We start from the raw sequence: 26,289 nt of genomic DNA, 5'->3' as shown, positions 1-26,289 counted from the left end.
ATTAGAGTTTTCTTAAATCTTGTTGCGCTAACTGTGCAGCGGAGCTACCTGGGTACTCGGCAACCACTTGCTGCAAAATACCACGGGCTTTATCTGCATTGCCTAAGCGGCGCTCAACGTCAGCCAGCTTATACAGTGAATCAGGCACTTTATTGTGCTTAGGGTAGTTGTGACTGACCAATGCAAAAGCCTTACCAGCGGCTTGCATATCACCTTGCACTAAACTGACTTCACCTAACCAATACTGGGCATTTCCCGCATACTGACTGTTTGGATACTTACGCAAAAAAGCCGTGAAGGCTTGCTGAGCTTTATCAAACTCGCGCGCTTTAATTAAATCAAAAGAGGCTTCGTAATAGAGCTTTTCCTTAGCGGGATCGGCTTCGCCATTACTGGCCTGAGCGGCAGGAGTGGCAGCGCCGCTGTTGGGCTGCTCAGTCGTTGACGCTGGACTGCCGACTTGTGCTCCAGAGTTGTTACTCAAGCGGCTGTCTAATGTTTGGTAACGCTCAAGATTCTCTTGGCGTAACTGACTTATTTCATGCTGTTGCTCTTCAAGCAAACCGCGCAGCGTAGCAATTTCTTGCTGCATCTGCTGTAACTGCATGAACAACTGACTTTGAGCTGAAAGTGGTGCGTTAGCACCACCTCCAGTCGCAGTTCCGTTCATACCCTGATCTGTGCCAGCATAGGTTTGATCATATGCGGGGCGATCAGTGACTGGGATCGCAGCAACTGCCAAAGTAGGCAGGCTGAGGGCCAAAGCTATCAGGGTAGGACGGATCATTTGTATTACCTATTACTTACGCAGTTCAACGCGACGGTTTTGTGACCATGCGCTGTCGTCATGACCCACTACGTTTGGACGCTCTTCACCATAAGATACTGGCTCAAGTTGTGCAGGTGAAACACCTTGCAGAACTAAGTAACGCTGTACTGCTTGAGCACGACGCTCGCCCAGCGCCATGTTGTATTCGCGAGTACCGCGCTCATCAGCGTGACCTTCCAATACAACGCGTGCGCCGTTACCTTGTAAGTCACGTGCGTGTACATCAAGTGCGCGCATGGCTTCTGGTTTTAGGTCTGAGCTGTCGAATTCAAAGTAGAACGTAGTAATAGCGCGCAATGCTGCTTCTTCGCTACCACCGTTCATGCTGCCATCGATGGCACCTGTGTTTGCGCCGTAACCGGCATTCGGGTCAATTGCACCTTCACCGCTTGCGTCGCCGCCTTTTGAAGAACAACCAACAGCTACAGCCAAAGCCAATGATAACGCGGCAAATTTACCGAATTTAAGCATTTCCATTTTACAAGCTCCAAAAAAACAACATATTTAGTTTAGTTAACAGATAACCCATCATCAGTTTAGGTAAGGGGACCATGAAGGCTCTCTGACTTCGCCTTGAATGCTAGGTAGTGGGAGCCGCACCCGCCCATTGATAGATGCAAGCATCAGGACACCTCGACCCTGTTGATGGGTGGCATAGATTACCATTGTTCCATTGGGTGCGACAGTAGGTGACTCATCTAAACTTGAGTTTGAGAGGATACGTAAGTTACCTCGCTGCAAGTCTTGCGCAGCCACCTTAAATACCGCATAGCCTTCTTGACGGTGAATCATCACCAGCGTCTTCTCATCGGCTGATAATTTCGGATTGGCATTGTAGTTGCCAATAAAAGTAACCCGCTCTGCCGCTCCACCATTGATACTCATGCGATAAATTTGCGGCTTACCGGAACGATCCGAAGTGAAGTACAAAGTTTGTCCGTCTTTACCCCAGAAAGGTTCCGTATCAATCGCTGCATGATTGGTCACTCGACGCACTTGGCGCGAGCCCATATCCATCACGTAAATCTCTGGATTACCATCTCGTGATAAAACAAAGGCTAAACGACTGCCATCTGGCGACCAAGCCGGCGCACCATTTAAGCCTTCATAATTAGTGATTTGCTCACGGTGACCGGTATCGACATTCTGTACGAAAATACGCGGACGCTTTTGCTCAAACGAGACATAAGCAATGCGCTTGCCATCAGGAGCAAAAGACGGTGACAAAATTGGCTCGCGTGACTGTAGCAAAGTGACGGCACGCGCTCCATCGTAATCCGAGCGCTGCAAGGTATAACGGGTGTTGGTAGCAGAAAAACGCTCAGCCGTGACATACAATAAACGGGTAGAAAATGCGCCCTTCACTCCGGTTAGCTTTTCATACGACTGGTCAGAAATATAATGTGCTAAATCACGTAATTGCTCAATTGAACCACCCACGGTGCCACTGACCATGACTTGCTCAGTGCTGACATTCAGCACCGCATAGTTGATTTGTAAACGGTTGCCATTGGGAGTGATATTGCCAACCAATACATACTGTGCACCCACCGCACTCCAGTCACGAAAAATCACTTCACTGGCCTGAGCCGGCTGGCTGATCATATTTTGTCGCGCAATGGGTTCAAAGATACCGGAGTTACGCAAATCTTTACCGATGATATCTGACATATCTTCAGGCAAAGCATTACCACCTTGCCAACCGAAAGGCACCACAGCAATTGGGATCGCGCGGTCGTTACCACCAGAAATCAGCAGAGGGTCTGCTGCCTGCACCACGCTGACACACAGCAATGCACTCAATAACAACCATCGTTTCAACATATTCACAGACTCAAATCCTCTGGTTTAAATATCGCACTACGTTTGCGGTACATGCTATCAAACGTTTTACGATCCAATTGTTGCATTTCACGAATGCGCCCAACGTTACGCACAGCCGCCACTGCCGAGGCATCAAAAGCGGGATCACCACTACTGCGTGTGACACTTGCATTGGTAATGGTTCCATCGGGCAACATTTCAATCAGCACAGTTACCGCCATGCCGTTGCGTGCTGAAGGTGGTCGCACCCACTGCTCACTGACTAAGCGCACGATCAAATCATCGAGACTACCCGCCACTTGCGAACCTACCGTATCAGCAACGGTTTGTTGATACTGAGTATCCTCAGACAACAACTCTGCTAATGCGCCAGCTTTCTTATCTTCAAGGGCCTTACGGGCAGCGTCTTGAGCTTTCTTCTGCTTAGCAGCTTCTTCTGCAGCACGCTTTTTCTTGTCGGCTTCAGCTTTCTTCTTGGCATCGTCAGCTGTTTTTTTCTTCGCAGCTTCTGCTGCAGCTTTCTTTTTAGCCTCTTCTGCGGCTTTTTTCTTCGCGTCCTCAGCTGCCTTCTTCTTGGCATCTTCGGCTGCTTTCAACTTAGCCACTTCAGCCTGCTTAAGTTTTTCCGCTGCTTTTTTAGCCTGATCTTCTTTGCTGGCTTGTGCTTGCTTCTGCGCTTGGGCAGCTTTTTGCTCGGCCTGTTTGCGTGCTTCGGCCGCTTTAGCTTGCGCATCGGCAGCTTTGGCTTTTGCGGCTTGCGCGGCTGCGGCTATTTTCTCTTGCTCAACTTTTTTCTGCTCGAGTTGCTCAGCTTCATAGGTTGGCGCAGAAGTTTTTGCAGCTTCACCGGCAATTTTTTGATTGGTTTGCGTAGTGGCTTGGCTTTGCGATTGCAACTGATACAAAGTGGCTTTAATTACCGGACGTGCTGGCGGCAAATCAGGCGTGCGCGCAAAACTGACAAATAAGAACGCAAACAGCATCGCGTGCAAACCCACAGCCCAGACCACCGGCCAAAACAGGTTTTCCGAAGGGGAACGGTCATGCTGTCGCATTAAGGCGCCTCAGTAATTAAGCCAACATCACTGACGCCAGCCTGCTGCAAACCACCCATCGCTGCCATCACACTGCCATAGTCGACAGTTTTATCGGCACGCACATAGACTTGCACTTTTTTACCTTGAGCAGCATTGGCACCTAAAATAGCGCGTGCCGCATTGACCATCTGGGTTAAATCGACAGCTTGATCTTGCACGGTATCAATATCAACCTCAGTACCGGTATTCCAGTAATAGCTTTTATCAGCCTTAATAGAAATGGTCAGCACAATTGAGTTGTTATCTTGCGGCAATACTTCACTGCTGACCTGTGGTAAGTCGACTTTAACGCCTTGATTAAGCATCGGCGCGGTAACCATAAAGATCACCAACAGCACCAGCATCACGTCGATATAGGGCACCACGTTCATTTCTGCAACGGGTTTGCGCCGATTACGAATTCTAGCTCTTTGCATGGGGCACCTTAATCCTCGTTCGAGTGGACTTTACGATGCAAAATGGCTTGGAACTCATCAGCAAAGGTGTAATAACGCGCAATTAAATTCTCACCGCGCGCCGAGAAGCGGTTATAAGCAATGACAGCAGGAATCGCTGCAAACAAGCCAATCGCCGTAGCAATCAATGCTTCAGCAATACCTGGAGCAACAGTTGCCAGAGTGGCTTGCTGCACCTGCGCCAAACCACGGAAGGAGTTCATAATGCCCCACACCGTACCAAACAGACCAATATACGGGCTGGTTGATCCAACAGTGGCCAGAAACGGTAGGCTTTGCTCAAGTTTTTCTTCTTCGTGAGAAATGGCCACACGCATCGAACGCGCCACACCATCCATCACTGATTCAGGATTAGCACCTTGCTGCTGACTTAAGCGCGAAAACTCTTTAAAGCCAGCGCGGAAAATCTGCTCAACGCCTGAGTCTGGATCAGGATCGCTATTGACTTGTCGGTACAACTTAGACAGATCAATACCAGACCAAAAACGGTCTTCAAAAACATTTAAGCTGTTGCGTGCAGTACGCAATAACTGGCTGCGTTGGAAGATAATCACCCATGAAGTGATCGAGGCTCCCACTAGAATCAACATGACAAACTGAACCACCAGACTGGCGTTACTGATTAGGCTCCACATTGACATCTGATCAACGGCATTAGCTTCCACGCTTACTCTCCTGCAAAATCTTGCACATCGGCATTAAACGCCGCATATAACAGTTCGGGAATGCCCCGAGGTTTTAAGGTATCAGCACGCACACAGGCAATGGTGAAATGTCCTTCACACAGAAGAGCATCATCACTGACACGGCGAACCTGCTGATAAAATTTTAAACTGGCACGTTTTAGAGCTTCCACTTGCACACTCACCAATAGCTCATCGTCTAAACGAGCTGGCGTGTGGTAGCGTGCTTGCGAGGAATGTACAACAAACAACAGATTTTCGGTGGCCATCTGCGCTTGGGAAAAGCCCAGGTGGCGCAAGCGTTCAGTGCGTGCGCGCTCCATGAATTTTAGGTAATTCACGTAATACACGATGCCGCCTGCATCCGTATCCTCGTAATAAACACGACAAGGAAAGGTAAACCGTTGTGCTGATGTTTGTGCGCGCATACTGTAATGCCACCTCGTCTAATTGCCAATGGGGAACGCAGGTATATTTTCACTCATCATCAAGGTATTTCTCTAACACCGCACCATCGAGCAAACGCTCAGGTAAATGTAAGCCAAAATGCAGATAAGCATGACGGGTGACGACGCGCCCACGTGGGGTGCGCATGATAAAGCCCTGCTGAATCAAATAGGGTTCCAGCACATCTTCAATGGTATGCCGCTCTTCACTGATCGCGGCAGCCAAGCTATCCACACCCACTGGACCGCCATCAAACTTTTCAATCATTGCCAACAACAGACGACGGTCCTGGTGATCAAAACCATGTTCATCCACATCAAGCAAGTTCAGTGCTTGATTGGCGATGACTTGACTGATCTGTCCAGTGCCGCGCACTTGAGCAAAATCGCGCACACGGCGCAATAAACGGTTGGCAATCCGTGGAGTGCCGCGCGCGCGCCGCGCAATTTCATAGGCGCCTTCATACTCAATTGGCATGTTTAAAATGCCTGCCGAGCGCACCACAATAGTGGTCAAGTCTGTGACGTTATAAAACTCTAAGCGCTGCACAATACCAAAGCGGTCGCGCAACGGATTGGTCAGCATGCCAGCGCGCGTGGTGGCACCGACTAAAGTAAATTGTGGCAAGTCGAGTTTGATTGAGCGCGCGGCCGGCCCCTCACCGATCATGATATCCAATTGGAAGTCTTCCATCGCTGGATACAAAACCTCTTCCACAATTGGCGGCAAGCGGTGAATTTCATCAATAAACAGCACGTCACCTTCTTCAAGGTTAGTTAACAGTGCTGCCAAATCACCTGGACGCTCAAGCACCGGACCTGAAGTGCTTTTTAACGAGACATTCATTTCTTGGGCAATGATATTGGCTAACGTGGTTTTGCCTAAACCTGGCGGACCAAAGATCAGCGTATGATCAAGCGCTTCATCACGGTTTTTAGCAGCCTGCATAAACAATGCCATTTGCTCACGCACACTGGGCTGACCAATATAATCAGCTAAGCACAGCGGGCGTATGGCGCGATCAACGTGCTCTTCACGCTCACGCGGAGCGGCGGCAATCAAGCGATCAGCTTCAATCATAAACTGCAGTTATCCCAAATAATGTGGCTCAATTACGCCATGCCTTTCAATGCGCGACGAATCAAGTCTTCGCTGCTCAAACCATCTTGCGCTACAGCGCTAACCGCGCGACTCGCTTCGGCGGGTTTAAAGCCTAAACTAATCAGCGCACTCACTGCATCTTTTTCTGGACTGTTCGCGTCTGTGACTGCCGAAAGCCCAGCAGGTTCCATGCTGTTTTGCCCGGCCAACGGCGTGCTGTCCCAATTTTTAAAACGATCTTTAAGTTCAACCAGTAAGCGTTCAGCAGTTTTTTTACCGACGCCTGGGACTTTCATTAAGCGACTGGTGTCTTCGGCATTCACGCATTGAATCATTTCATCGACGCTCATCCCCGACATCAAGGCCAGCGCCAGCTTGGGCCCCACACCATTTAAGCGGATCAGTTCACGAAATAAAGTACGGTCGCGTTTAGTGTAAAAGCCGTATAAAAGCTGCGCATCTTCGCGCACCACCAAATGCACATGCAGCACCAAAGGCTCACCCACCATCGGCAACTGGAATAAAGTGGTCATTGGCACTTCCAATTCATAACCAACGCCATTGACATCCAGCAGGACATGCGGCGGTTGCTTCTCTAGTAAATTGCCTCGTAGATATCCAATCACAACCTTTCCTTCTTTAAGAGTTGGATTACCGAGCAGCAACCCAAACACAACAGCTGGCATTATATACAGTTACCACAAAACAATACCAGATCAGCCTGCAATGCTCTCAATGCGCACCCAGCCCTTTCAATCTATAGATTGAAGCATGACTCGACTCCCCCTGATTGATTAGGCAAGCGTGCTCAGATCGCCTATTATCTGAGCCATCAACACAACCTACAGAGGATAAGGCGCATGATTAAGCCCTCAGCCTTAGCAGCAACACTCTGCATCATAACCACTGCGACTTCTATGGCTCACGCTAACGAGCACGAACAGATGATGCAAAACATGATGCAAATGCAGCGCTGTATCAGCGAAACTGTTGATATGCGCTACTTAGAAGACATGGCCGCCAATGGCGAAAAAATGGCCAAGCACATTAAGCAGCTATGTGAGTCTGACCAGCGCCAGCAAGCACAAGATAGCGCGATGACCTACGCTAAAGACATGCAAAGCAATCCTAACTTCCAAGCCATGAAAAAATGCACAGCACAAATGGGCAATGCTTTCCCTGGTGCACAAGCATTGCAAGAAGAGTTCGATATCGACTCCCTCAAAGAAAACCATGTGTGCGATGAGCTATAGCAGTTACGCAAAAATCCAGACACACCGCTACTCCTTTAAAATCTAAAAACCGCGCAGTGAGCAGCCATTTAAAATGAATGCTCACTGCGCGGTTTTGTTTAAGCGATAAGAATATTTTATATCGATTAGGAAAATGCTGCCGTGATCGCATAGTTCAACCCAGCGCCTCCCACCACTAACCAAACAAACAGCAGGCTGGCCAACATTAGCGGCTTCAAGCCGGCACGGCGAATCGCTTTGAGATCAGTGGTCAAACCAAGACCCGCCATAGCCATGGCTAATAAAGCTGTATCCACTTGTGCAATATGCTCGATGACCAACTCAGGCAACAACTGCAAAGAGTTAAAGCCGGCCACCGCGACAAAGATAAAAGCAAACCAAGGTACGCTAACCCTAGCGAGCAGTCCTTTTTTAGCGGGAGCCTTCTCAGTTACTTGCTCGGTCTTGGCTCGGGCCAAATACACCGCCAAACCAATCAAGAATGGCGCCAGCATCATCACCCTCACCATCTTAGCAATGACGGCAGTGTCGGCAGCGGTTGGGCTGATTGCTGCGCCTGCGGCCACTACTTGCGCAACCTCATGAATAGTAGAACCGACAAACATACCGTAAGCAAAGTCAGTGGTATTCAATAACTGCCAATGCATATTTAAGCTGTGCAGCAACGGATAGACAAAAATCGCTAAGGTACCAAACACCACGACAGTTGCGACTGCTACGGTAACCTGCTCAGCACGCGCTTTGAGAACCGGCTCCGCTGCCATAATTGCCGCCGCACCACAAATAGAGCTGCCAATACCAATCAACATTGCGGTACCACGCTCCAGCTTGAATACGCGTATACCCAGCACCACCGCCAAAGCAAAAGTTGTGGTCAACACAAGCGCATCAATCAGTACACCAGCTAGCCCAACATAGCCCATGTCTTGAAACGTTAAGCGAAAACCATAGAGGATGATGCCTAAACGCAGCATGTATTGCTTCGCGTAAAGCACCCCGGGCGCACAGCGATCAACCAAGCGTGGAAACACTGTATTACCCACAACAAAACCGAACATGATGGCCAGCGTTAATGCAGACAGTCCATGCGTTTGTAACCACGGCACACGATCCAGCATTAATGCGCCAGCAGACAAAGCCGCACACAACAATAAACCGGGCAGCAACTCTGTACGCAGCTGCAGCCATTTGGGCAGGCCAGTACACATATCTGTATTTTTTCTTGGTAACGCTAACATTTTAAACGCTCTCACTGTTTCTGAAGGCCTGTATCAGCACCCGATGTCAAACAGTGTATGGGCCAGCATTCAAACAATAAAACGAATTATATAGGTATAATCAAACGATATAACAGGTTGATCGACAGCATTTACCAGAGGCCTCAGCATGCAAATCACTTTGCGCCAATTGCATATTTTTACTGCGATTGCTTTATCAGGTAGCACTGCAGCGGCAGCGCAAAACATCGCCCTCTCACAGTCCGCTACCAGCGCTGCATTAAAAGAACTGGAAAGCATCTTGACTGTCGATCTATTCGATCGAGTCGGCAAGCGCCTCGTACTGAACGACAATGGCCGCTTACTGCTACCGCAAGCACGGCAAATGCTCGATGCCGCCAATACCATCGAACAACAGTTCAATTCTAGCGAGACAACTGGCGCAGGTTTATACATTGGCGCCAGCACTACGATTGGTATTTATCTGTTACCAAAACTACTGGCCAGTCACGCTTTGCACAACAAGCAACATTGCCCACGGGTGATGATCGCGAACAGTGCCGCGACGGCGACTGCAGTAGCGCATTTTGAAGTAGATATGGGCATCATCGAAGGCCCCTGCCATGAACCTGATCTGTTAGCTGAACCTTGGATTGAGGATGAACTGGTGATTGTCTGCGCCGCCAATCATCCTATTTTACAAGGACAGGCAAAACGGCAAGTTACCCTGAAAGACTTACAGAATGCGCTGTGGTTATTACGTGAGCCAGGCTCCGGCACCCAAGAAGCGGTTGAGCATGTGTTACTACCGCACCTGCATCAACTGCGACCTGCGGCCGAGTTTAGTAACTCTGAAGCGATTAAGCATGCCGCCGCTGCAGGCTTAGGCTTAGCCTGCTTATCACGAACAATTGTGGCGCGCTTTTTGACCCGCGGTGAACTGGTGGAAGTCAACACGTCACTGCCAAAATTGACCCGCCGCTTCTTTTTGATTTACCAGCGCAATAAAACGTTATCACCACAACTCACTGCGTTCTTAAATCATTGCCGGCAAGTGCACACCGGTTAAATTGCTAGCGCAGATCTAAACGACCGTTGCGACACTGCATTAAGCGTCGCAACGGTCCAATTTTAGAACGTATAGGTTGCAAAGATATTGGCACTACGTTTTGCGCCGTAGAGCTGCTCATCAATAGGGCGATAGGTTTTATTGGTTAAGTTATTGAGCTCAACCCCAAAGCTATTACTGCTCTCTGTGGTCATGCTTAAACGCAGATTCAAAGTAGCGTAACCTTGAGCCTCATAAGCTTCACTGTTTGGTTTGCTCACATTTTTTGCTGAGGATGCACCTTGTACGAACAGGTCGGCCTCACGCTCAAATACATTCCAGTAGCCGGTGTGTTTTAAACCAACGCGGGCAAACACGTTGGGCGTACCGCTGTCGTAGCTGCGATAGGCTGGCGTGGTAATTTGGCGACGCATTAAAGTTGCTGTTGTGTACGGAGTAAAACCACTGTCCGCAAAACTTTTCTCAGCAGCGAGTTCAATACCATAACTTTTTGCTTTATCAACATTACGGAAGGTACCAATATTTTTACCGGTCAATACAGAATCAATATAATCCTTTGAGCGGCTATAAAATACCGTGGCATCCAGTAACAACTCGCTGGTATCGTAACGCGCACCCAGTTCGAAGGTCGTCGATTTTTCAGGTTTTAAACCAGGGTTACCGGAAAACGTGTTTCCGCCACCGGTTGTAGCCAAAAATAACTGACTCAAGGTTGGGTACACATACCCCTGAGAGAGGTTACTGCGCAATACTAGGGCATCGCTGGCCTGCCACACCAAGCTCATCGCACCCACAGTGTGATTATCAGAGTTATCGCTACGCGGTTGCGCAACATTATTTAAAAGCGACTTATCATGCTTAGCTTTTACGTAATAATGACGCGCACCAAAGCTGGCAGTCAGATCCTCAGCTAATGGCACACTGTGTTGAGCAAAGATAGATGTGGTATCAATCTGAGCATCATCATAGCCTTGAGTCTGCTTCTTTGAGCTGGGAGGAAACGGGGTGCTAAATGATGTTGCAACTACGTTGCTTTTCTTGGTTTTAAGACCGTCCTGCTCATACTCCGCACCAATAACGGTGCTGTGCCCGTCGATTAATGACAACTCTGCCTGCAGATTCAAACCATGCGTGACTTGCTCGTCATCAGAGAGAACATCAACATTAACGGTCGCTACCGGCGTTCGCTGAGTCACACTATTTTGAAACTCACGATCAATCGTTTGGCGGTATACGTCAATTTTTAGTTTATCTAGCGTTTCAGTCAGTTGATCACCTTGGTAAAACAAACCAACTTTATTCAGTTCGCGTTTAGGTAGCTCCAATTTAGCGTTATCTTGTTTTAAATAGACTTGGGCAGCGACATCGTAACGCTGAGCCTTTAGGGCAAAATAATGTGGTCCAGCTTTATAACCAACATGAGCAGAAACGTTGCTATCGTCGGTTTCTGAAGGTTTTAAGCGCCCTTTAGGTGTCGCACGATCATTCAACTCCGAGCGTGACACACCTAAACGGTAATCAAAACCGGCCTGACTACCCGATAATGCAGTTGATGCGCGATAACCTTTAGTTGCTGAAAAGTAACCTGCTTGCGTACTGATTTCTAAAGGCTTGTCCGCACCTTTTTTGGTTACAATATTAACTACGCCACCAATCGCACGACCGCCCGATACCACAGAAGAAGAACCACGCAGCACTTCGATGCGCTCTATCGAGGCCGGATCAATCAGCAATGGTTGCCCGTACTTAGTGTGGTCGGTCAGCTTCTGACCATCAATAAAAATAGCTACGCGGCGGGAATCCTCACCACGGATAGAAATGCGCTCAACGCCTTCCTCGGAGATTTGCACACCTGGAATATTGCGCAAATAGCTCGCAATCGACTGCCCGGCACTTTTATCGAGCGTCGCGCGATCAATCACGCTAACAGAGGCTGGATTCTTGAATATTTCAGTTTCCTGCGCTTGTCCGAGCACCGTGACTTGGTCAAATTGATAAGGTTTACTCTGCGCTGTACCTGCCGCAACCAGTAGAGCATTGCCTAATACCAGGCTAACCCACAGTTTAGAAGACTGAAAATACATAATTTCCCCGCGCACAAAAATAGAAGAACACACGCAATGATCATTACTAACAAATGAATATCATTACAAAAAGTTAATGGCGAGCATGATACGCACACATATAGAAAGCTCCAAATTGCCTCAAACTAAACCTCAGGTTTTATTGATATATACATGCTGTACTAGTCTCAATTGCATCTTTAGATCATTGCCCAACGAACTGGAGCTCTAATAGTGCTAACAATACAGATGATCAACGAGTGCTTCGGGGTAGGTGTGACGAGCGAGCCAGGGATGGCGAGCGCCGGAGTTGAACCCGGGACGGGTTCGTCGACGGACTAACACTTATCCCGAAGCACGACATGCGCAGACTGAATGTTTTTAACCATGCAAAGCATCCTGAAAGATATATGCATGCCGTACCTTGCTGGTATCGCTTTTCCCTCAACGGATCATCCTGACCCGATTCGGGCGCTCACCATCCATGGTTCGCTGATCGCGACACCAACGAGGTACTCATTGATCAGTGATGTCGCGTGCAAGTTTTGAGTAAGACTCTTTTAAAGCCACCATTTTGCGAAGTTTATTGGTCTGTGGCAAAGATGTATCTGTACATCTGACTGGTACTGCAACAGAGCAAACCCTGCATGTCATCAACGAGTGCTTCGGGGTAGGTGTGACGAGCGGGCCAAGGATGGCGAGCGCCGGAGTTGAGCCCGGGACGGGTTCGTCGACGGACTAACACTTATCCCGAAGCACGACATGCGCAGATTGAATGTTTTTAACCATGCAAAGCATCCTGAAAGATATATGCATGCCGTACCTTGCTGGTATCGCTTTTCCCTCAACGGGTCATCCTGACCCGATTCGGGCGCTCACCATCCATGGTTCGCTGATCGCGACACCAGCAAGGCACTCATTGATCAGTGATGTCGCGCGCGAGTTTTGAGTAAGACTCTTTTAAAGTCATCATTTTGCGAAGTTTATTGGTCTGTGGCAAAAATGTATCTGTACATCTGACTGGTACTGCAACAGAGCAAACCCTGCACATCATCAACGAGTGCTTCGGGGTGGGTGTGACGAGCGAGCCAAGGATGGCGAGCGCCGGAGTTGAACCCTGGACGGGTTCATCGACGGATTAACATCTGCCCCGAAGTACGGCATGCACCGATGTCATCTAAAAATATATCTGGAACAAAACACCACTGTCGCAGGTATGACCTACTCATACAGTATCTAAAACGCAACACGCCCCGCTGTTTTAAGGCGAGGCGTGGTTGTCAGCTACGTTTCTAGCTAGCAATAACTACATTGCAGCACGGAAGATTGCTGCCACTTCCTTGTCATTCAGTCGACGGGGATTAGTTAATGCACACACATCTTGCTGCGCATGCTTAACCATTGCATCAATGTCTTTATCCTGCACACCCAATTCAGTCAGATTACTCGGGATACCCACATCAACCGACAGACAACGAATCGCCACTACAGCCATTTGTGCAGCTTCACGCACCGGCAGACCGTATACATTTTCGCCCAAAGCTTCGGCAATATCCGCATAACGCTCTTGCGCAGCCATTAAGTTCGCTTCACAGACATGCGGTAACAACAATGCGTTACACACGCCATGTGGCAAGTCATACATACCACCGAGTTGATGCGACATCGCATGCACATGACCGAGACCAGCATTATTAAACGCCATCCCCGCCAAATACTGCGCATAGGCCATACGATCACGCGCTTCGAGATCATCACCACGCGCCACTGCAACTCGCAAATAACGCGCAATCAAACGAATCGCTTGTAGCGCACAAGCATCAGTGATCGGGTTTGCATCCGTTGAGACATAAGCCTCCACCGCATGAGTCAGCGCATCCATACCGGTTGCAGCAGTCAACGACGGCGGCATTTTCATCATCAACAGCGGATCATTAATCGCCAAGTCCGGCGTTACTCGCCAATCCACAATCGCCATTTTCACGTGATTGGACGTATTGGTAATAATAGTAAAACGGGTTAACTCGCTTGCAGTCCCGGCAGTGGTATTGATCGCAATATAAGGTGGCAAGCTGTTCTTTGACTGATCGACACCTTCATAGTCAGCAATCACGCCGCCATTAGACACTACTAAACCAACACCTTTACAACAGTCATGGGCACTGCCGCCACCCAAGGAGATCAGCATATCGCACTGTCCCTTCTGGTAGGCAGCAACGCCTTGCTCGACGTTTTTATCGGTCGGATTAGGAATGGTCTCATCAAACACTGCATAAGCAATGTTGGCCTGATCAAGCAGATCCGTTACTTGCTTGGTGTAGCCCAGTTGAGTCATACCCTTATCAGTGATGACCAGCGGCTTCTTACCACCCAGCGACTTCACTCGATCAGCCAGCTCAGACAACACATTCGCACCAAACAACGATACAACCGGCATGAAGAAACTTGCATTCTTGCTCATATTCAACCCCTTTTCTGTGTGTCGCAGCCATCAATTAACGACCACGTATTCGCTTAACTTAACTCAGCATAGCCCACCTGACTCATGAGTCACTTGACCCAACGCAATCGAAAGGCAGCTTAGAAGCGTTTATTAAGCTGAATTCACCCAGAACATGAGCTTCCCTTACCGACCAGAACACAGCGAACGACAGCGCAGCCCATAAAACTGTTACCACACCGCGAACTGCGTAACACTTTGCGTGATTGATGGTAACAAAATCTTTTTTTTGTACTAAGCAATGTCTCTTAAAAAACCACCAACAACCGTAACTTATTGATTTTAAAGAACTTAGTAAAACATGGCACGCCTAGTGCTTTATATATTCGTACAAAAACAATAAAAACCAATAAACATAGAATAAAAATAAAACGTAACGGCTCCAGCACAATAAAAACAACAGCATGGGAGACGCAGCTAACTGATTACTTTGCAAAGGATAGCGATTGTAGCAACACAGATGATCCGAGAATAATAAAACTGCAATTTATGCAGCGCCCGTATCAACTGCAGCAAACAATCCCATCAGTATCCAAAGCAATCCGTTAACTATTCAACAGCTTAACTTGAGCTGTATATAAAAAAGCGGGCTGATAACAACAACAAAAATGCCACAATAATAAAAAAAACGCATAAAAATATTTACAGGGGAAGCACTAGCTTCCCCTGTAAGCTTGTTGGTAAAACACTCCTCGCCACGCGACTTCTTATGCAAGCAATACCTCTCTCATTGGCGCCAGATACTTTTCTTCATTCACCTCGTTCGCTAGCAGTGGTAGAATCGCGCACCATGATCTGCAATTCACACGACAACTATTTTTTTCATTCTGTAGCGAAGGCAGCACTGCACGCTTTATTGCGTCTTTTATTGCGGCACACGTTTATGGAGAGTCCTTTCGTCAGGAAACGCAAACAGGCCCGGCTATGTTGAAAAAACTTTTCAAACCCTTTCGTCTCTCACGCCAGCGTAAAGAGCCGAAGCCAATGCAGCCCACGATCCTTGATGCTCATGAGCATCGGATTAACTGTGCTCATTTCAGTCGCAACTCAGCGAATGTCGCAGTGCGCTTACAGCAAGCAGGTTTTGAAGCCTATCTAGTGGGCGGTTGCGTGCGCGACTCGTTGCTCGGAGTAACACCAAAAGACTTTGACGTTGCCACCAGCGCGACCCCTGAACAAGTGCGCTATGAGTTTCGTAACTCGCGCATTATTGGTCGCCGTTTTAAGCTGGTGCACGTGCATTTTGGTCGTGAATTGATTGAAGTTGCCACCTTCCGCAGCAATCACTCGCAAGATGACGAAGAGAACAATAGCGACATCTCATCACACGATGCCAGTGGCCGAATTTTACGCGATAACGTTTACGGCAACATGGAAGATGACGCGCAGCGCCGCGACTTCACTATGAATGCGCTGTACTTTGATGTCAGTAATGAAAAAATTCACGATTACAGCACCGGCTTTGCCGATATTAAACGCCGTTTAATTCGTTTAATTGGCGACCCGGAACAACGTTACCTTGAAGATCCTGTACGCATGCTGCGCGCCATACGCTTTGCAGCCAAACTGGATTTCGATATTGAAGATGACACCGCCGAACCCATTCGCCGTCTCGCGCACTTATTACGCGACATCCCGTCAGCGCGTTTATACGAAGAAGTTCTCAAGCTGTTTTTGAGCGGCTATGCCGTACGCACCTACGAATTATTGCGCGAATATAACTTATTCGACGAGCTGTTTCCTGGCACCGCCAAAGCACTGGCGAAACAGCCAGAGTATGTCGACCGTTTGCTGCGTAACGCATTTAAAAATACCGATCACCGCATTAGCATTGATCGCCCGGTCACTCCTGCCTTTTTATTCGCGGCACTGCTCTGGCCTGCCCTGACCACCCGTGCGGTTAGTTTGCAAAACGATGGCATGCATGCTTTACCGGCAATGCAAGAAGCCGCACATCAAGTGTTACTTGAGCAAGTGCAGCGCATAGCGGTCCCCAAACGCTTCAGTTTGCCCACGCGCGAAATTTGGGATATGCAGGAACGCTTACCGCGCCGCGCTGGCAAGCGAGCGGATACATTATTGGCCAATCCTCGTTTTCGTGCGGGTTACGATTTCTTATTGCTGCGTGAAGAATCTGGCGAGCAAACTCAAGGCCTCGGCGACTGGTGGACTGATTACCAAGACGCCAGTGACAGCCAGCGTCGCGAAATGATTAGCAATCTATCCACTAAAAGTGGCGCACCACGTAAGCGTCGCCGCAGCAAACCACGCAGTAAAATTCCAGCACCCGCAGTGCAGAGCGACGAGTAATGGAGCAGGTGTACATCGGCTTAGGTAGCAATTTAGCTGCGCCTGAACAACAACTCGATGCTGCTCTCATGGCGCTGATCCAACTGCCGCAGACTTCTTTAGTGCGCAGCTCTGCCTACTATTCCAGTGCTCCGCTAGGCCCAGCAGACCAGCCGCGCTATACCAACGCAGCGGTCCTTCTAGAGACCAGCCTAACAGCACATCAATTACTTGATCATCTGCAAGCCATCGAGCTGAATCAAGGCCGTCAACGTAAAGCTGAGCGCTGGGGTCCCCGCACTCTAGATTTAGATATTTTATTGTTTGGTAAGCGTATAATTGATGATGAGCGTTTGTGTGTACCGCACTATCATATGCATGCACGCCCTTTTGTTTTGCTGCCGTTAGCAGAGCTCTGCCCTGCTGACTTCCAACTACCCGACGGTCGTTGGCTGAAGGATTTATTAAGCAGCTGCCCGGTTGATCCAACACTGCAACGCTTGCATACTCCACAGCTTTCCACCACTCAAGCGGTCGACCCATCTAGAGATGATTGACTTACAATTAAGCCATCAGGACTATAGCAGCCCTGATGCGAGTACCATTCAAGGTACCAAAGAGGACTCCTTGCATGTCTGATGTCACCTTGACGACTTTATTAGAGCTAAAACAGCGTGGCGAAAAAATCACCATGCTGACCTGTTATGACGCCACTTTCGCCGCTACCGCATGTGCGGCCGGTGTGGAAATCTTATTGATTGGCGATTCTTTAGGCATGGTTCTGCAGGGGCATGACAGCACATTGCCAGTGACTGTTGCTGATATGGCCTATCACACTGCAGCGGTAAAACGTGGCAATAAAGGTGCGCTAATTCTGTGTGATCTGCCGTTTATGAGCGCAGCGACCCTTGAGCAAACCTATCAAAGTTGCACTCAATTGATGCAAGCCGGTGCGCACATGGTGAAATTAGAAGGCGGAGCATGGTTGGCAGAGTCTGTGCGCTTACTGGCTGAGCGTGGTATTCCAGCCTGTATTCACTTAGGCCTGACACCACAATCAGTCAATGTGTTCGGCGGTTACAAAGTACAAGGCCGTGGCGAGCAACAAGCACAAAAAATGCTGGATGATGCCCTGGCGCTGGAACAAGCCGGCGCGGCCCTACTGCTCCTTGAGTGCGTGCCAAGCGAACTAGCCGCGCGTATCAGCCGCGCGGTGCGCATACCGGTAATTGGTATTGGCGCCGGTGCTGATACTGACGGTCAAGTTTTGGTACTGCACGACATGCTAGGTTTATCGCTCAGCGGTCGCACACCTAAGTTCGTACGTAACTTTATGCAAGGTCAAAGCAGTATTGCTGACGCCATCAGCCTGTACAGCCGTTCAGTCAAAGACCAGTCATTTCCAGCAGCAGAGCACGAGTTCCGCGCATGAACACTGTTAAAAATCTGCAACAATTACGCGCAGCCATCAGTCGCGCCCGCAGCGAAGGCAAACGTATAGCTTTTGTACCAACCATGGGCAACCTGCATGCAGGACATGTTGCTTTAATACAGCACGCCACTGAGCGCGCGGACTTTGTTGTCGCCAGTATTTTTGTTAACCCTTTGCAATTCGGTGCCAATGAAGATTTAGACAGCTACCCGCGCACTCTCGTGGCGGATCAAAGCAAGCTGCTCGAGGCCGGTTGCAACCTGCTCTTTACTCCAGATGCGCAAGAGATGTACCCACAAGGTATGGCGCAACAAACTATCGTTAGCGTGCCAGGCGTGTCCACAGGTTTATGCGGCGGTAGCCGTCCTGGACATTTCGATGGTGTCGCTACGATTGTGTGCAAGTTACTGAACATGGTGCAGCCTGACATCGCACTGTTTGGCGAAAAAGACTTTCAGCAATTGGCCGTCATACGCAAAATGGTCACTGATCTGAATATGCAGGTGCAGATTTTTGGCGTGCCTATTGTGCGTGATCACGATGGCCTCGCATTATCTTCAAGAAATGGGTATCTTAGCGCCCAACAACGTGCTGCAGCACCTGCTTTGCAACAGTGTTTGCAGGCTGTAAAAGCACAAATAAAAAATGGCCGCCGCGACTATGCAATGCTCTTTGAGCAATTTGACACGGACCTACAAGCCGCAGGTTTTCGCCTTGACTATGTAGAGTTACGTGACGCGCTAAGCCTACAACCGGCTGAGGTGGATAGCACCCAACTGGTCTTATTAGCCGCCGCCTATCTCGGCAGCACACGCCTGATCGACAATCTGATCTTTGATTTGTAATAACGACAGACGCAGAGCACTCACCTTAAAAGATACGAATGCCGCGCTAAGTCGAAGAGGAAAACACCATGCAAACCATTATGCTCAAAGCAAAACTGCACCGAGCAATTACCACCCACGCCGTCGTTGACTACGAAGGCTCATGCGCCATTGATGGCGACTGGCTGGACATGTCTGGAATTCGTGAATACGAACAAATCCAAATTTATAACGTCAACAATGGCGAGCGTTTTACCACTTATGCGATTCGTGGTGAAGCCGGCTCTAAAATGATTTCAGTCAACGGCGCAGCAGCTCATAAAGCGTCGGTTGGTGATTTGCTGATCATTTGCGCCTATTGCAACTATGAAGAAAGCGAACTGGCCACTCACGAGCCGCGCTTACTTTACATGGGTAAAGATGGCTCGCTGAGCCACAGCAGCAATGCGATTCCAGTGCAATTGGCTTAATCAGTTGACTCATGTTTCAGGGCACCTTCATTGCGCCCTGAAACTCTAAATAAGAAGATCGGTATCATGACTCATTACCAGCAGCCCCTTGATGCCGCTCAACTGCCGGCATGGCAACTCTTGCTAGAACAACGCGAAGCCATGCGCGATTTCCGTATGCAGGATGCCTTTAACGCAGACCCGCAGCGTTTCCAGCGCTTTTCTTTAAACCATGATGGTTTGCTGCTGGATTTTTCCAAAAACTTATTGGATGAGAAAACACTCGAACTGCTGGTGCAATTAGCTGAGCAAAGCCAGTTACAGCAAGCGATTCTCGCCTTGTTTAATGGCGAACCGGTTAATGGTTCAGAACAACGCCCTGCACTGCATACGGCGTTACGTCGCCCTGTTGGCGACAGCTTGCAGGTTGACGGTGAAGACCTGATTCCGCTGATTCATGATGTTCTCAATAAGATGACCGAACTGGTCAATCGCATCCATAATGGTTTGTGGCGCGGTTACAGCGAAAAACCTATCACTGACATCGTCAATATTGGTATCGGCGGCTCTTTCTTGGGCCCGCAACTGGTATCTGAAGCTTTGCTACCCTTTGCCCAACAAGGTGTTCGCTGCCATTTCTTAGCCAATATCGATGGCAGTGAGTTTCACGAACTTAGTAACAGCCTTAATGCACAGACCACCTTATTTATTGTTTCCAGTAAGTCTTTTAACACCCTCGAAACCTTAAAAAATGCACAAGCCGCACGCGGTTGGTATCTTGCTCAAGGCGGCACTGAAGCCTGCGTTGATCGTCATTTTATTGCTGTTTCAAGCAATGTGAATGCCGCAGTAGCTTTTGGTATTGCTCCTGAAAATATTCTGCCGATCTGGGATTGGGTTGGCGGACGCTATTCTCTGTGGTCAGCCATTGGTTTACCCATTGCGTTATCAATTGGCATGTCGAACTTTAAAGAGCTACTGGCCGGCGCTTGGAGTATGGACCAGCACTTCCAAGAAGCCCCTTTTGCCGAAAACATGCCAGTCATCATGGCCATGCTGGGTATTTGGTACAGCGATTTCTGGCAAGCACAAAGCCACGCCATTCTGCCTTATGATCATTACCTACGAAACTTCACTCAGCATTTGCAACAGCTGGACATGGAATCCAATGGCAAACATGTGCGCCAAGACGGCTCTGCACTGACCTATGCCAGCGGCTCAGTGATTTGGGGCGGTGTCGGTTGCAACGGTCAACATGCCTATCACCAGCTATTACACCAAGGTACCTTGCTGGTGCCGGCTGACTTTATTGTGCCTGTGGTCAGCCATAATCAAATCGCTGATCATCATCAGTGGCTGTACGCCAACTGTTTATCGCAAAGCCAAGCTTTGATGCAAGGCAAAAGCCGCGAGCAAGCAGCACAAGAGTTACGTGATAAAGGCCTTGCTGAAAGCGAAGTCGAGCGACTAGCCCCGCACAAAGAAATCCCCGGCAACCGTCCAAGTAACACCTTAGTGCTGGAGCGCATCTGCCCTCGTCGTTTGGGTGCATTGATTGCCTTGTACGAGCATAAAGTCTTTGTGCAAAGTGTTATTTGGGGTACCAATGCCTTTGATCAATGGGGTGTTGAGCTCGGTAAAGCGTTGGGTGAGGATGTTTATCAGCGCCTCACAGGTCAAGCTCCGCTCAGCCACACCGATGCCTCAACCCAAGGTTTGATCAACTTCTTTAGAAACCGTCATCGCGGCTAAAACATAACTAGCCCGCGAAGACGATTAAGACTCTTTTTCTAACGCTGTTACATAGAACAAAATGGCTTAATCAGCGTTTCGTTAACCCTTAGCCAAAGGATATCCTCATGCATGAAGTCGTTATTGTTGCCGCCACACGCACTGCAGTCGGTAGTTTTCAAGGCAGTTTAGCCAGTATTCCAGCGCCACAGTTGGGCGCAATTGTGCTGCGTCGTCTATTAGAGCAAACCGGCGTGAGCCCTGAGCAAGTCGATGAAGTCATTCTCGGTCAAGTTCTGACTGCTGGCAGCGGTCAAAATCCGGCACGACAAACAGCTGTACACGCAGGCCTACCGTTCGCCACACCCGCATTTACCCTGAATAAAGTCTGCGGTTCAGGCTTAAAAGCACTGCACTTAGGCGCGCAAGCGATTCGCTGCGGCGATGCAGAGGTGATTATAGCTGGCGGCCAAGAAAACATGAGCCTGTCACCTTACGTCATGCCGGGCGCTCGCACCGGTCTACGCATGGGTCACAGCAAAGTGGTCGACAGCATGATTGAAGATGGTCTCTGGGATGCTTTCAATAACATTCACATGGGCATCACGGCAGAAAACCTGGCAGAGAAATACCAGCTAAGCCGCGAACAGCAAGATGCGTTTGCCGCCGCATCACAGCAAAAAGCCACTGAGGCGATTGCTGCTGGTCGCTTTGTTGCTGAAATCACTCCAGTCAGCATTCCACAGCGTAAAGGTGATCCGCTGATTTTCGATACTGACGAGCAACCTCGCGCCGGCACTACCGCTGAATCACTAGCCAAACTGCGCCCTGCCTTTAAAAAAGATGGCACGGTTACCGCAGGCAACGCCTCAAGTTTGAACGACGGTGCAGCAGCCGTGATGCTGATGAGCGCAGAAAAAGCCAAAGCTCTTGGTTTGCCAGTACTGGCGCGCATTGTTGCTTATGCCAACGCGGGTGTTGATCCAACCATCATGGGCATTGGCCCTGTTGCAGCAACACAAAAATGTTTAAGCAAAGCTGGCTGGTCAATCGCTGACCTCGATTTAATTGAAGCCAACGAAGCCTTTGCAGCGCAATCTTTAAGCGTTAACCAAGAGCTCGGTTGGGACGCTAGTAAAATCAACGTCAATGGCGGTGCAATTGCCATCGGTCACCCAATCGGGGCATCGGGCTGTCGCATTTTAGTCTCGCTCGTACACGAGATGATTCGCCGTGACGCGAAGAAAGGCTTGGCCACTTTATGTATTGGCGGTGGTCAAGGCGTAGCATTGGCGATTGAGCGCTAAACTGCGTTAAGCTGTATCAGCCTCGACCTGCTGTTATCCGCAAGTCGAGGCCTATATTGCAGCGCGAGTTACCCTTCTGCGCTGTTGATATGTTGTTGTACCCTAACAACGATCTACTGCTTTGCAGGTATTTTGCATACACTGTAGATACCGCAGACCTGAGGAGCCGCAGCGATGCAAAAAGGATTAAAGCGCCTAGCTATTACTTTGATCAGTGCCTTAGCTATTTATAGTTGGCTAGGTTTTCTACTGGTGCCCAGCATCGCGCTAAAAGTGATTAATCAACAGCTTGGCATTTACGCCAACAGTCCTGCGCAATTGCAACGTTTAGAATTCAATCCGTTTACCCTTGAGCTCTCGGCTTGGGGTTTCCGTATTGGCACTGCAGATGATGAACAAGTCAGCTTACAGCAACTGTATGGCAAACTGGCTTATGACAGCCTGTGGAGCAAAACCCTACATTTGCAAGACGTGCAGCTGATACAGCCCAATAGCCAAGTTATTTTCAATCAACAAGGCGAGCTTAATCTCTTACAGCTATTTACTCTGCCTGAAGCAACAGCTGAAACTGACGAAGTTGAGACAACGCCCCTTGCAGTATTAATTGATCGGCTACAACTGCAACAAGGCAGCTTACGCTTTAACGATCAGCGTCAACAAGACCCAATCGATGTGTCGTTTGCTGATCTCAATATCACCTTAAACAATTTCGATACTCGCCCTGACCGCAACAGTAACTTGCAGCTTAACGCGCAAGCCAACGACGGCACGCAATTGCAATGGCAAGGGGATATCAGCATTAACCCACTGGTCTCACAAGGCCACCTGCAACTGCAAAACGCCCAGCTAAAGAGTTGGTGGCCGTATGTACAAGAGCATTTCACTGCTCAACTCAAAGGCGGCCGTGTCAGCCTTGATACCCGCTATGAACTGCAGCTCACGCCAAGTTTACAATTTAAAGCTAAACAGCTCAGCGTACAGCTTACGGCCTTAGCACTAGAGCAGCAGAAACAGCATCTACTGCGCCTCGAAAAACTAAGCATCAGCGATACTCAGTTTGACCTAACTGGACAAAAACTACAGATTGGCAAGATCAGTAGCGCCAAGCTCAGCGCTTGGACTGAGATTGATAAAAACGGTGTTAGCAACTGGGAGAAATTATTACCAAGTGCCGCCAAAGATAAAAATATAACCAATGCTGACAGTACATCAGCGCATGACAGCAAAGAAAACGCTGACCCTGCAACACCCGCTGAAAAAGAGTCAAAATGGCAGATTATTGTTAAGCAAGCAGACCTGCGAAAACACCAGTTTCACTTAGTCGATAACAGCCATAGCGAACCCGTGGCTCTTGAACTTTCTGATTTTAACCTGCAAATCAAAGATTTTGACAGCCAAGCCAGCAACCCTTTTACAGCAGAACTGGATACGCAAGTCGGTGAACAAGGTAAGCTCAGCAGTAGCGCACAAATACTCTTGCAGCCGCTTAAAGTTACCATGACCGTCAACAGCAGTGATCTCGACTTACGCCCCGCACAAGCTTGGATCAGCCCTTACGTCCACGCTGAATTGCGCAGTGGTCTACTCAGCAGCGCACTGCAGCTCGAGATCAGTGACTTGGATAACTTACAGTTAGCCGTACAAGGCGATGCAAGCATCCATCAACTGCATGTTCGCGACAGCTTGCGCCAGCGCGATGTATTAAAATGGCAAACGGTTGATATCAATGCGATTGAATACAACCTGCAGCAAAACAGATTATCCATTGAAAAAATCGCGCTGCTGCAGCCCTACGTACGCTTTATTATCAATGAAAACCTCACCACTAATATCAGCGAACTGATGATTGCCCAGCCAAAAAAAGCAGAGACTGCAGCAAAAGCTGACGGCCCTGAGTTCGCCCTGCATATTGGTGGCATCGAAGTTAAAGATGGCTCAGCAAACTTTGCTGACTTCAGTCTAAAACCTAATTTTGCCACCGCCATTCAGCAGCTCAATGGCGCTATCGGCAGCATCAACAATCAAAGTAACAGCATCGCTAAAGTCAGCATTAACGGCAATGTTGACCGTTATGCTCCGGTGACCATTAAAGGCAGCCTCATACCTTTTGATCCGCTAAAAAAACTCGACATCACCACCGACTTTAAACATGTTGAACTGACTACGCTAACACCCTACTCAGGCAAGTTTGCTGGATATCGCATCCAAAAAGGCCGCTTAAACTTAAACCTGCACTATCAGATTAACGATGGCAAACTTAACGCCACTAACACATTACTGCTGGAGCAACTGCAGCTGGGTGAACGCGTTGACAGCCCTGATGCCGTAGACTTGCCCGTGCGTTTGGCGATTGCATTACTGAAAGATCGCAAAGGTCAAATTGCTCTAGATCTACCCATCCAAGGTGATCTCAATAACCCAGAGTTTAGCGTCGCTCCAATCATTTGGCAGACCTTGCGCAATCTCATTACCCGCGCAGTCTCAGCCCCCTTTAACTTTATTGCTGGCTTAGCCAATGGCGATGCCCAACAGTTAAGCGAGGTAACATTTGCCCCAGGTGACTTTATTATCAACCCACAAGCGGCAAAAAACCTCGACACTTTGGCGCAAGCCTTAAAACAGCGCCCACAATTGCGTCTCGAAGTCGAGGGCGGTAGTTTGGCTGCGCTAGATGGGCCTATCCTTGCTGAAATGCGTTTAAACGCAGCCTATCAAAACGCTTGGTACAGTATCTTGCAGCGACGCGGCACTAAAATCGAATCCAGCAAAGACACCTTAGAGGTGCCAGAGAAAGAGCAAGCAGCCTTACTTGAAGGAATTTACCGCAGCCAACTTAAACAACAACCACCAGCTGAATGGGCTGAGATCAACAAAGATCAGCGCGAACAGAACATGCGTGAAGCCGTTTTGCAAAGCTATGCAAAAAGTCCTCTCGGACTGCGCCGTTTAGCTCAAGCTCGCGCTAACAGTATTAAAGAATATTTAATTGAACAGGCACAATTAGATCCAGAACGGGTCTATCTAATTGATGTCAGTGAAAGCAAAAGTAGCACCGATCAAGGTGTTATCAGCACGCTACACTTAGGGAGTATGTGATGAAATACATAACCAGCGCTTTATTGTGTGCAATGTTAACGGTGATGAGTACTGGCGTAATGGCAAGCACCTTTCGCTGCGGCAGTCAGCTTGTCAGTTTAGGTGATCGCTCATTTCAAGTATTAAAGAAATGTGGCGAACCGGTTGCTCGTGAGACCGTTGGCTACACTGTTGGCGAATACAATCAGCGTGAACTGCACATTCAAGAATGGGTATACGGGCCTAACAACGGCATGTACCACTACTTACGTTTTGAAGGAAACCGCTTAACCAGCATCGAGAGTCAACGTGATCAATAACAGTCTTAAGATTGTGTTTGCTAATGCGACGCTTGCCCTCTTGCTGCTAGGTTTTGCTGTGCCTGCACAGGCCAGCTCTACCTTTCGCTGTAATAGCAAATTGGTCAGTCTGCAAGCCAGCACCCATGAAGTACAAAGTAAGTGTGGCGCACCGATGGAGCAAGCGCACCTCGGCTATAAGCAACTGACCAATGAGTATGGCCACACCCATGAAGTAGGTATCGAGGAATGGGTCTATGGCCCTAAAGGCGGTATGTATTATTTCCTGCGCTTTGAGGGCGGCTATTTAAGCAAGATATCTAGCAGTCGCTGACATCCTTGCAA

Annotated in this window: 25 protein-coding genes; 13 read left to right on the top strand and 12 right to left on the bottom strand. The window is 48.8% G+C overall.

What is annotated here, in order from left to right; all coding sequences use genetic code 11:
• Nucleotide 1: 1 nt before the first annotated feature.
• Genes ybgF through ruvA form a run of 9 tightly spaced genes read right to left on the bottom strand, consistent with a single transcriptional unit; the run spans nucleotide 2 to nucleotide 7,062 of the window.
• A complete protein-coding gene (ybgF, locus tag H591_RS0107640) occupies nucleotides 2–793 on the bottom strand; it encodes a tol-pal system protein YbgF (RefSeq protein ID WP_028244277.1) in 792 nt (263 codons plus the stop codon).
• Between the two features lie 6 nt (nucleotides 794–799).
• Entirely contained in the window at nucleotides 800–1,306 is a 507-nt protein-coding gene (pal, locus tag H591_RS0107635) for a peptidoglycan-associated lipoprotein Pal (protein ID WP_022966362.1), read from the bottom strand.
• 54 nt (nucleotides 1,307–1,360) lie between these two features.
• Nucleotides 1,361–2,653 carry a Tol-Pal system beta propeller repeat protein TolB gene (gene tolB / locus H591_RS0107630; RefSeq protein WP_022966361.1) on the bottom strand — a complete coding sequence of 431 codons (1,293 nt, stop codon included), beginning with the start codon at nucleotides 2,651–2,653 and terminating at the stop codon, nucleotides 1,361–1,363.
• 2 nt (nucleotides 2,654–2,655) lie between these two features.
• Nucleotides 2,656–3,708 carry a cell envelope integrity protein TolA gene (tolA, locus tag H591_RS0107625; protein WP_022966360.1) on the bottom strand — a complete coding sequence of 351 codons (1,053 nt, stop codon included), beginning with the start codon at nucleotides 3,706–3,708 and terminating at the stop codon, nucleotides 2,656–2,658.
• Nucleotides 3,708–4,166 carry a protein TolR gene (gene tolR, locus H591_RS0107620; protein ID WP_022966359.1) on the bottom strand — a complete coding sequence of 153 codons (459 nt, stop codon included), beginning with the start codon at nucleotides 4,164–4,166 and terminating at the stop codon, nucleotides 3,708–3,710. The genes tolA and tolR overlap by 1 nt, the downstream gene beginning before the upstream one ends.
• Before the next feature lie 8 nt (nucleotides 4,167–4,174).
• Entirely contained in the window at nucleotides 4,175–4,870 is a 696-nt protein-coding gene (gene tolQ / locus H591_RS0107615) for a protein TolQ (RefSeq protein WP_022966358.1), read from the bottom strand.
• Between the two features lie 2 nt (nucleotides 4,871–4,872).
• A complete protein-coding gene (ybgC, locus tag H591_RS0107610) occupies nucleotides 4,873–5,316 on the bottom strand; it encodes a tol-pal system-associated acyl-CoA thioesterase (RefSeq protein ID WP_022966357.1) in 444 nt (147 codons plus the stop codon).
• A 49-nt stretch (nucleotides 5,317–5,365) separates the two neighbouring features.
• Complete coding sequence (gene ruvB, locus H591_RS0107605) at nucleotides 5,366–6,415, bottom strand: Holliday junction branch migration DNA helicase RuvB (protein ID WP_022966356.1); 1,050 nt, start codon at nucleotides 6,413–6,415, stop codon at nucleotides 5,366–5,368.
• 32 nt (nucleotides 6,416–6,447) lie between these two features.
• Complete coding sequence (gene ruvA / locus H591_RS0107600; protein ID WP_028244274.1) at nucleotides 6,448–7,062, bottom strand: Holliday junction branch migration protein RuvA; 615 nt, start codon at nucleotides 7,060–7,062, stop codon at nucleotides 6,448–6,450.
• 234 nt (nucleotides 7,063–7,296) lie between these two features.
• On the opposite strand from ruvA, the gene H591_RS0107595 reads away from it, so the two are divergent.
• Entirely contained in the window at nucleotides 7,297–7,689 is a 393-nt protein-coding gene (locus tag H591_RS0107595) for a hypothetical protein (protein WP_022966354.1), read from the top strand.
• A 125-nt stretch (nucleotides 7,690–7,814) separates the two neighbouring features.
• On the opposite strand, the gene H591_RS0107590 is transcribed toward H591_RS0107595, so the two are convergent.
• Complete coding sequence (locus tag H591_RS0107590) at nucleotides 7,815–8,927, bottom strand: YeiH family protein (RefSeq protein ID WP_022966353.1); 1,113 nt, start codon at nucleotides 8,925–8,927, stop codon at nucleotides 7,815–7,817.
• 148 nt (nucleotides 8,928–9,075) lie between these two features.
• Here H591_RS0107590 and H591_RS0107585 point away from each other — a divergent pair, with 148 nt between their 5' ends.
• Nucleotides 9,076–9,975, top strand: coding sequence for a LysR family transcriptional regulator (locus H591_RS0107585; RefSeq protein ID WP_022966352.1), 900 nt, complete (start codon nucleotides 9,076–9,078; stop codon nucleotides 9,973–9,975).
• A gap of 62 nt (nucleotides 9,976–10,037) precedes the next feature.
• Here H591_RS0107585 and H591_RS0107580 read toward each other — a convergent pair whose 3' ends face one another.
• Nucleotides 10,038–12,059 carry a TonB-dependent receptor gene (locus H591_RS0107580; RefSeq protein WP_022966351.1) on the bottom strand — a complete coding sequence of 674 codons (2,022 nt, stop codon included), beginning with the start codon at nucleotides 12,057–12,059 and terminating at the stop codon, nucleotides 10,038–10,040.
• Nucleotides 12,060–12,852: 793 nt separating this feature from the next.
• Between H591_RS0107580 and H591_RS16225 the strand changes: the two genes are divergently transcribed.
• The gene (locus H591_RS16225; protein ID WP_269746520.1) at nucleotides 12,853–12,987 is read left to right on the top strand and encodes a hypothetical protein; all 135 of its coding nucleotides are present in this window, start codon (nucleotides 12,853–12,855) and stop codon (nucleotides 12,985–12,987) included.
• Between the two features lie 357 nt (nucleotides 12,988–13,344).
• Here H591_RS16225 and H591_RS0107575 read toward each other — a convergent pair whose 3' ends face one another.
• Nucleotides 13,345–14,499 carry an iron-containing alcohol dehydrogenase gene (locus H591_RS0107575; protein WP_022966350.1) on the bottom strand — a complete coding sequence of 385 codons (1,155 nt, stop codon included), beginning with the start codon at nucleotides 14,497–14,499 and terminating at the stop codon, nucleotides 13,345–13,347.
• Between the two features lie 963 nt (nucleotides 14,500–15,462).
• Here H591_RS0107575 and pcnB point away from each other — a divergent pair.
• From pcnB to H591_RS0107525, 10 genes are all read left to right on the top strand, one after another.
• Nucleotides 15,463–16,848, top strand: coding sequence for a polynucleotide adenylyltransferase PcnB (pcnB, locus tag H591_RS0107570; RefSeq protein WP_022966349.1), 1,386 nt, complete (start codon nucleotides 15,463–15,465; stop codon nucleotides 16,846–16,848).
• Nucleotides 16,848–17,384 carry a 2-amino-4-hydroxy-6-hydroxymethyldihydropteridine diphosphokinase gene (gene folK, locus H591_RS0107565; protein WP_022966348.1) on the top strand — a complete coding sequence of 179 codons (537 nt, stop codon included), beginning with the start codon at nucleotides 16,848–16,850 and terminating at the stop codon, nucleotides 17,382–17,384. The genes pcnB and folK overlap by 1 nt, the downstream gene beginning before the upstream one ends.
• Nucleotides 17,385–17,458: 74 nt before the next feature.
• A complete protein-coding gene (panB, locus tag H591_RS0107560; protein WP_022966347.1) occupies nucleotides 17,459–18,259 on the top strand; it encodes a 3-methyl-2-oxobutanoate hydroxymethyltransferase in 801 nt (266 codons plus the stop codon).
• A complete protein-coding gene (gene panC / locus H591_RS0107555) occupies nucleotides 18,256–19,104 on the top strand; it encodes a pantoate--beta-alanine ligase (RefSeq protein ID WP_022966346.1) in 849 nt (282 codons plus the stop codon). The genes panB and panC overlap by 4 nt, the downstream gene beginning before the upstream one ends.
• Nucleotides 19,105–19,172: 68 nt before the next feature.
• Nucleotides 19,173–19,553, top strand: a complete 381-nt coding sequence (panD, locus tag H591_RS0107550; protein ID WP_022966345.1) for an aspartate 1-decarboxylase — start codon at nucleotides 19,173–19,175, stop codon at nucleotides 19,551–19,553.
• A 66-nt stretch (nucleotides 19,554–19,619) separates the two neighbouring features.
• A complete protein-coding gene (gene pgi, locus H591_RS0107545) occupies nucleotides 19,620–21,284 on the top strand; it encodes a glucose-6-phosphate isomerase (RefSeq protein WP_022966344.1) in 1,665 nt (554 codons plus the stop codon).
• Nucleotides 21,285–21,391: 107 nt separating this feature from the next.
• On the top strand, nucleotides 21,392–22,570 hold the full coding sequence (locus H591_RS0107540; protein WP_022966343.1) for an acetyl-CoA C-acetyltransferase: 1,179 nt from the start codon (nucleotides 21,392–21,394) through the stop codon (nucleotides 22,568–22,570).
• Between the two features lie 174 nt (nucleotides 22,571–22,744).
• On the top strand, nucleotides 22,745–25,666 hold the full coding sequence (locus H591_RS0107535) for a DUF748 domain-containing protein (RefSeq protein WP_022966342.1): 2,922 nt from the start codon (nucleotides 22,745–22,747) through the stop codon (nucleotides 25,664–25,666).
• The gene (locus tag H591_RS0107530; protein WP_022966341.1) at nucleotides 25,666–25,965 is read left to right on the top strand and encodes a DUF2845 domain-containing protein; all 300 of its coding nucleotides are present in this window, start codon (nucleotides 25,666–25,668) and stop codon (nucleotides 25,963–25,965) included. The genes H591_RS0107535 and H591_RS0107530 overlap by 1 nt, the downstream gene beginning before the upstream one ends.
• Complete coding sequence (locus H591_RS0107525) at nucleotides 25,955–26,278, top strand: DUF2845 domain-containing protein (protein ID WP_022966340.1); 324 nt, start codon at nucleotides 25,955–25,957, stop codon at nucleotides 26,276–26,278. Before H591_RS0107530 ends, H591_RS0107525 begins: the two co-directional genes overlap by 11 nt.
• The last annotated feature ends 11 nt before the right edge of the window (nucleotides 26,279–26,289 follow it).

The organism is Denitrificimonas caeni DSM 24390 (assembly GCF_000421765.1).
Taxonomy (GTDB): Bacteria; Pseudomonadota; Gammaproteobacteria; order Pseudomonadales; family Pseudomonadaceae; genus Denitrificimonas; species Denitrificimonas caeni.
This window is presented reverse-complemented; position numbering and strand designations above follow the sequence as displayed.

Excerpts from the sequence above, each read along its gene's own strand:
- pal (WP_022966362.1), bottom strand. The coding sequence starts at position 1,306 with ATGGAAATGCTTAAATTCGGTAAATTTGCCGCGTTATCATTGGCTTTG.
- tolB (WP_022966361.1), bottom strand. The coding sequence starts at position 2,653 with ATGTTGAAACGATGGTTGTTATTGAGTGCATTGCTGTGTGTCAGCGTG.
- tolA (WP_022966360.1), bottom strand. The coding sequence starts at position 3,708 with ATGCGACAGCATGACCGTTCCCCTTCGGAAAACCTGTTTTGGCCGGTG.
- tolR (WP_022966359.1), bottom strand. The coding sequence starts at position 4,166 with ATGCAAAGAGCTAGAATTCGTAATCGGCGCAAACCCGTTGCAGAAATG.
- ybgC (WP_022966357.1), bottom strand. The coding sequence starts at position 5,316 with ATGCGCGCACAAACATCAGCACAACGGTTTACCTTTCCTTGTCGTGTT.
- ruvB (WP_022966356.1), bottom strand. The coding sequence starts at position 6,415 with ATGATTGAAGCTGATCGCTTGATTGCCGCCGCTCCGCGTGAGCGTGAA.
- H591_RS0107595 (WP_022966354.1), top strand. The coding sequence starts at position 7,297 with ATGATTAAGCCCTCAGCCTTAGCAGCAACACTCTGCATCATAACCACT.
- H591_RS0107590 (WP_022966353.1), bottom strand. The coding sequence starts at position 8,927 with ATGTTAGCGTTACCAAGAAAAAATACAGATATGTGTACTGGCCTGCCC.
- H591_RS0107585 (WP_022966352.1), top strand. The coding sequence starts at position 9,076 with ATGCAAATCACTTTGCGCCAATTGCATATTTTTACTGCGATTGCTTTA.
- H591_RS0107580 (WP_022966351.1), bottom strand. The coding sequence starts at position 12,059 with ATGTATTTTCAGTCTTCTAAACTGTGGGTTAGCCTGGTATTAGGCAAT.
- H591_RS16225 (WP_269746520.1), top strand. The coding sequence starts at position 12,853 with ATGCCGTACCTTGCTGGTATCGCTTTTCCCTCAACGGGTCATCCTGAC.
- H591_RS0107575 (WP_022966350.1), bottom strand. The coding sequence starts at position 14,499 with ATGAGCAAGAATGCAAGTTTCTTCATGCCGGTTGTATCGTTGTTTGGT.
- pcnB (WP_022966349.1), top strand. The coding sequence starts at position 15,463 with ATGTTGAAAAAACTTTTCAAACCCTTTCGTCTCTCACGCCAGCGTAAA.
- folK (WP_022966348.1), top strand. The coding sequence starts at position 16,848 with ATGGAGCAGGTGTACATCGGCTTAGGTAGCAATTTAGCTGCGCCTGAA.
- panB (WP_022966347.1), top strand. The coding sequence starts at position 17,459 with ATGTCTGATGTCACCTTGACGACTTTATTAGAGCTAAAACAGCGTGGC.
- panC (WP_022966346.1), top strand. The coding sequence starts at position 18,256 with ATGAACACTGTTAAAAATCTGCAACAATTACGCGCAGCCATCAGTCGC.
- panD (WP_022966345.1), top strand. The coding sequence starts at position 19,173 with ATGCAAACCATTATGCTCAAAGCAAAACTGCACCGAGCAATTACCACC.
- pgi (WP_022966344.1), top strand. The coding sequence starts at position 19,620 with ATGACTCATTACCAGCAGCCCCTTGATGCCGCTCAACTGCCGGCATGG.
- H591_RS0107540 (WP_022966343.1), top strand. The coding sequence starts at position 21,392 with ATGCATGAAGTCGTTATTGTTGCCGCCACACGCACTGCAGTCGGTAGT.
- H591_RS0107535 (WP_022966342.1), top strand. The coding sequence starts at position 22,745 with ATGCAAAAAGGATTAAAGCGCCTAGCTATTACTTTGATCAGTGCCTTA.
- H591_RS0107530 (WP_022966341.1), top strand. The coding sequence starts at position 25,666 with ATGAAATACATAACCAGCGCTTTATTGTGTGCAATGTTAACGGTGATG.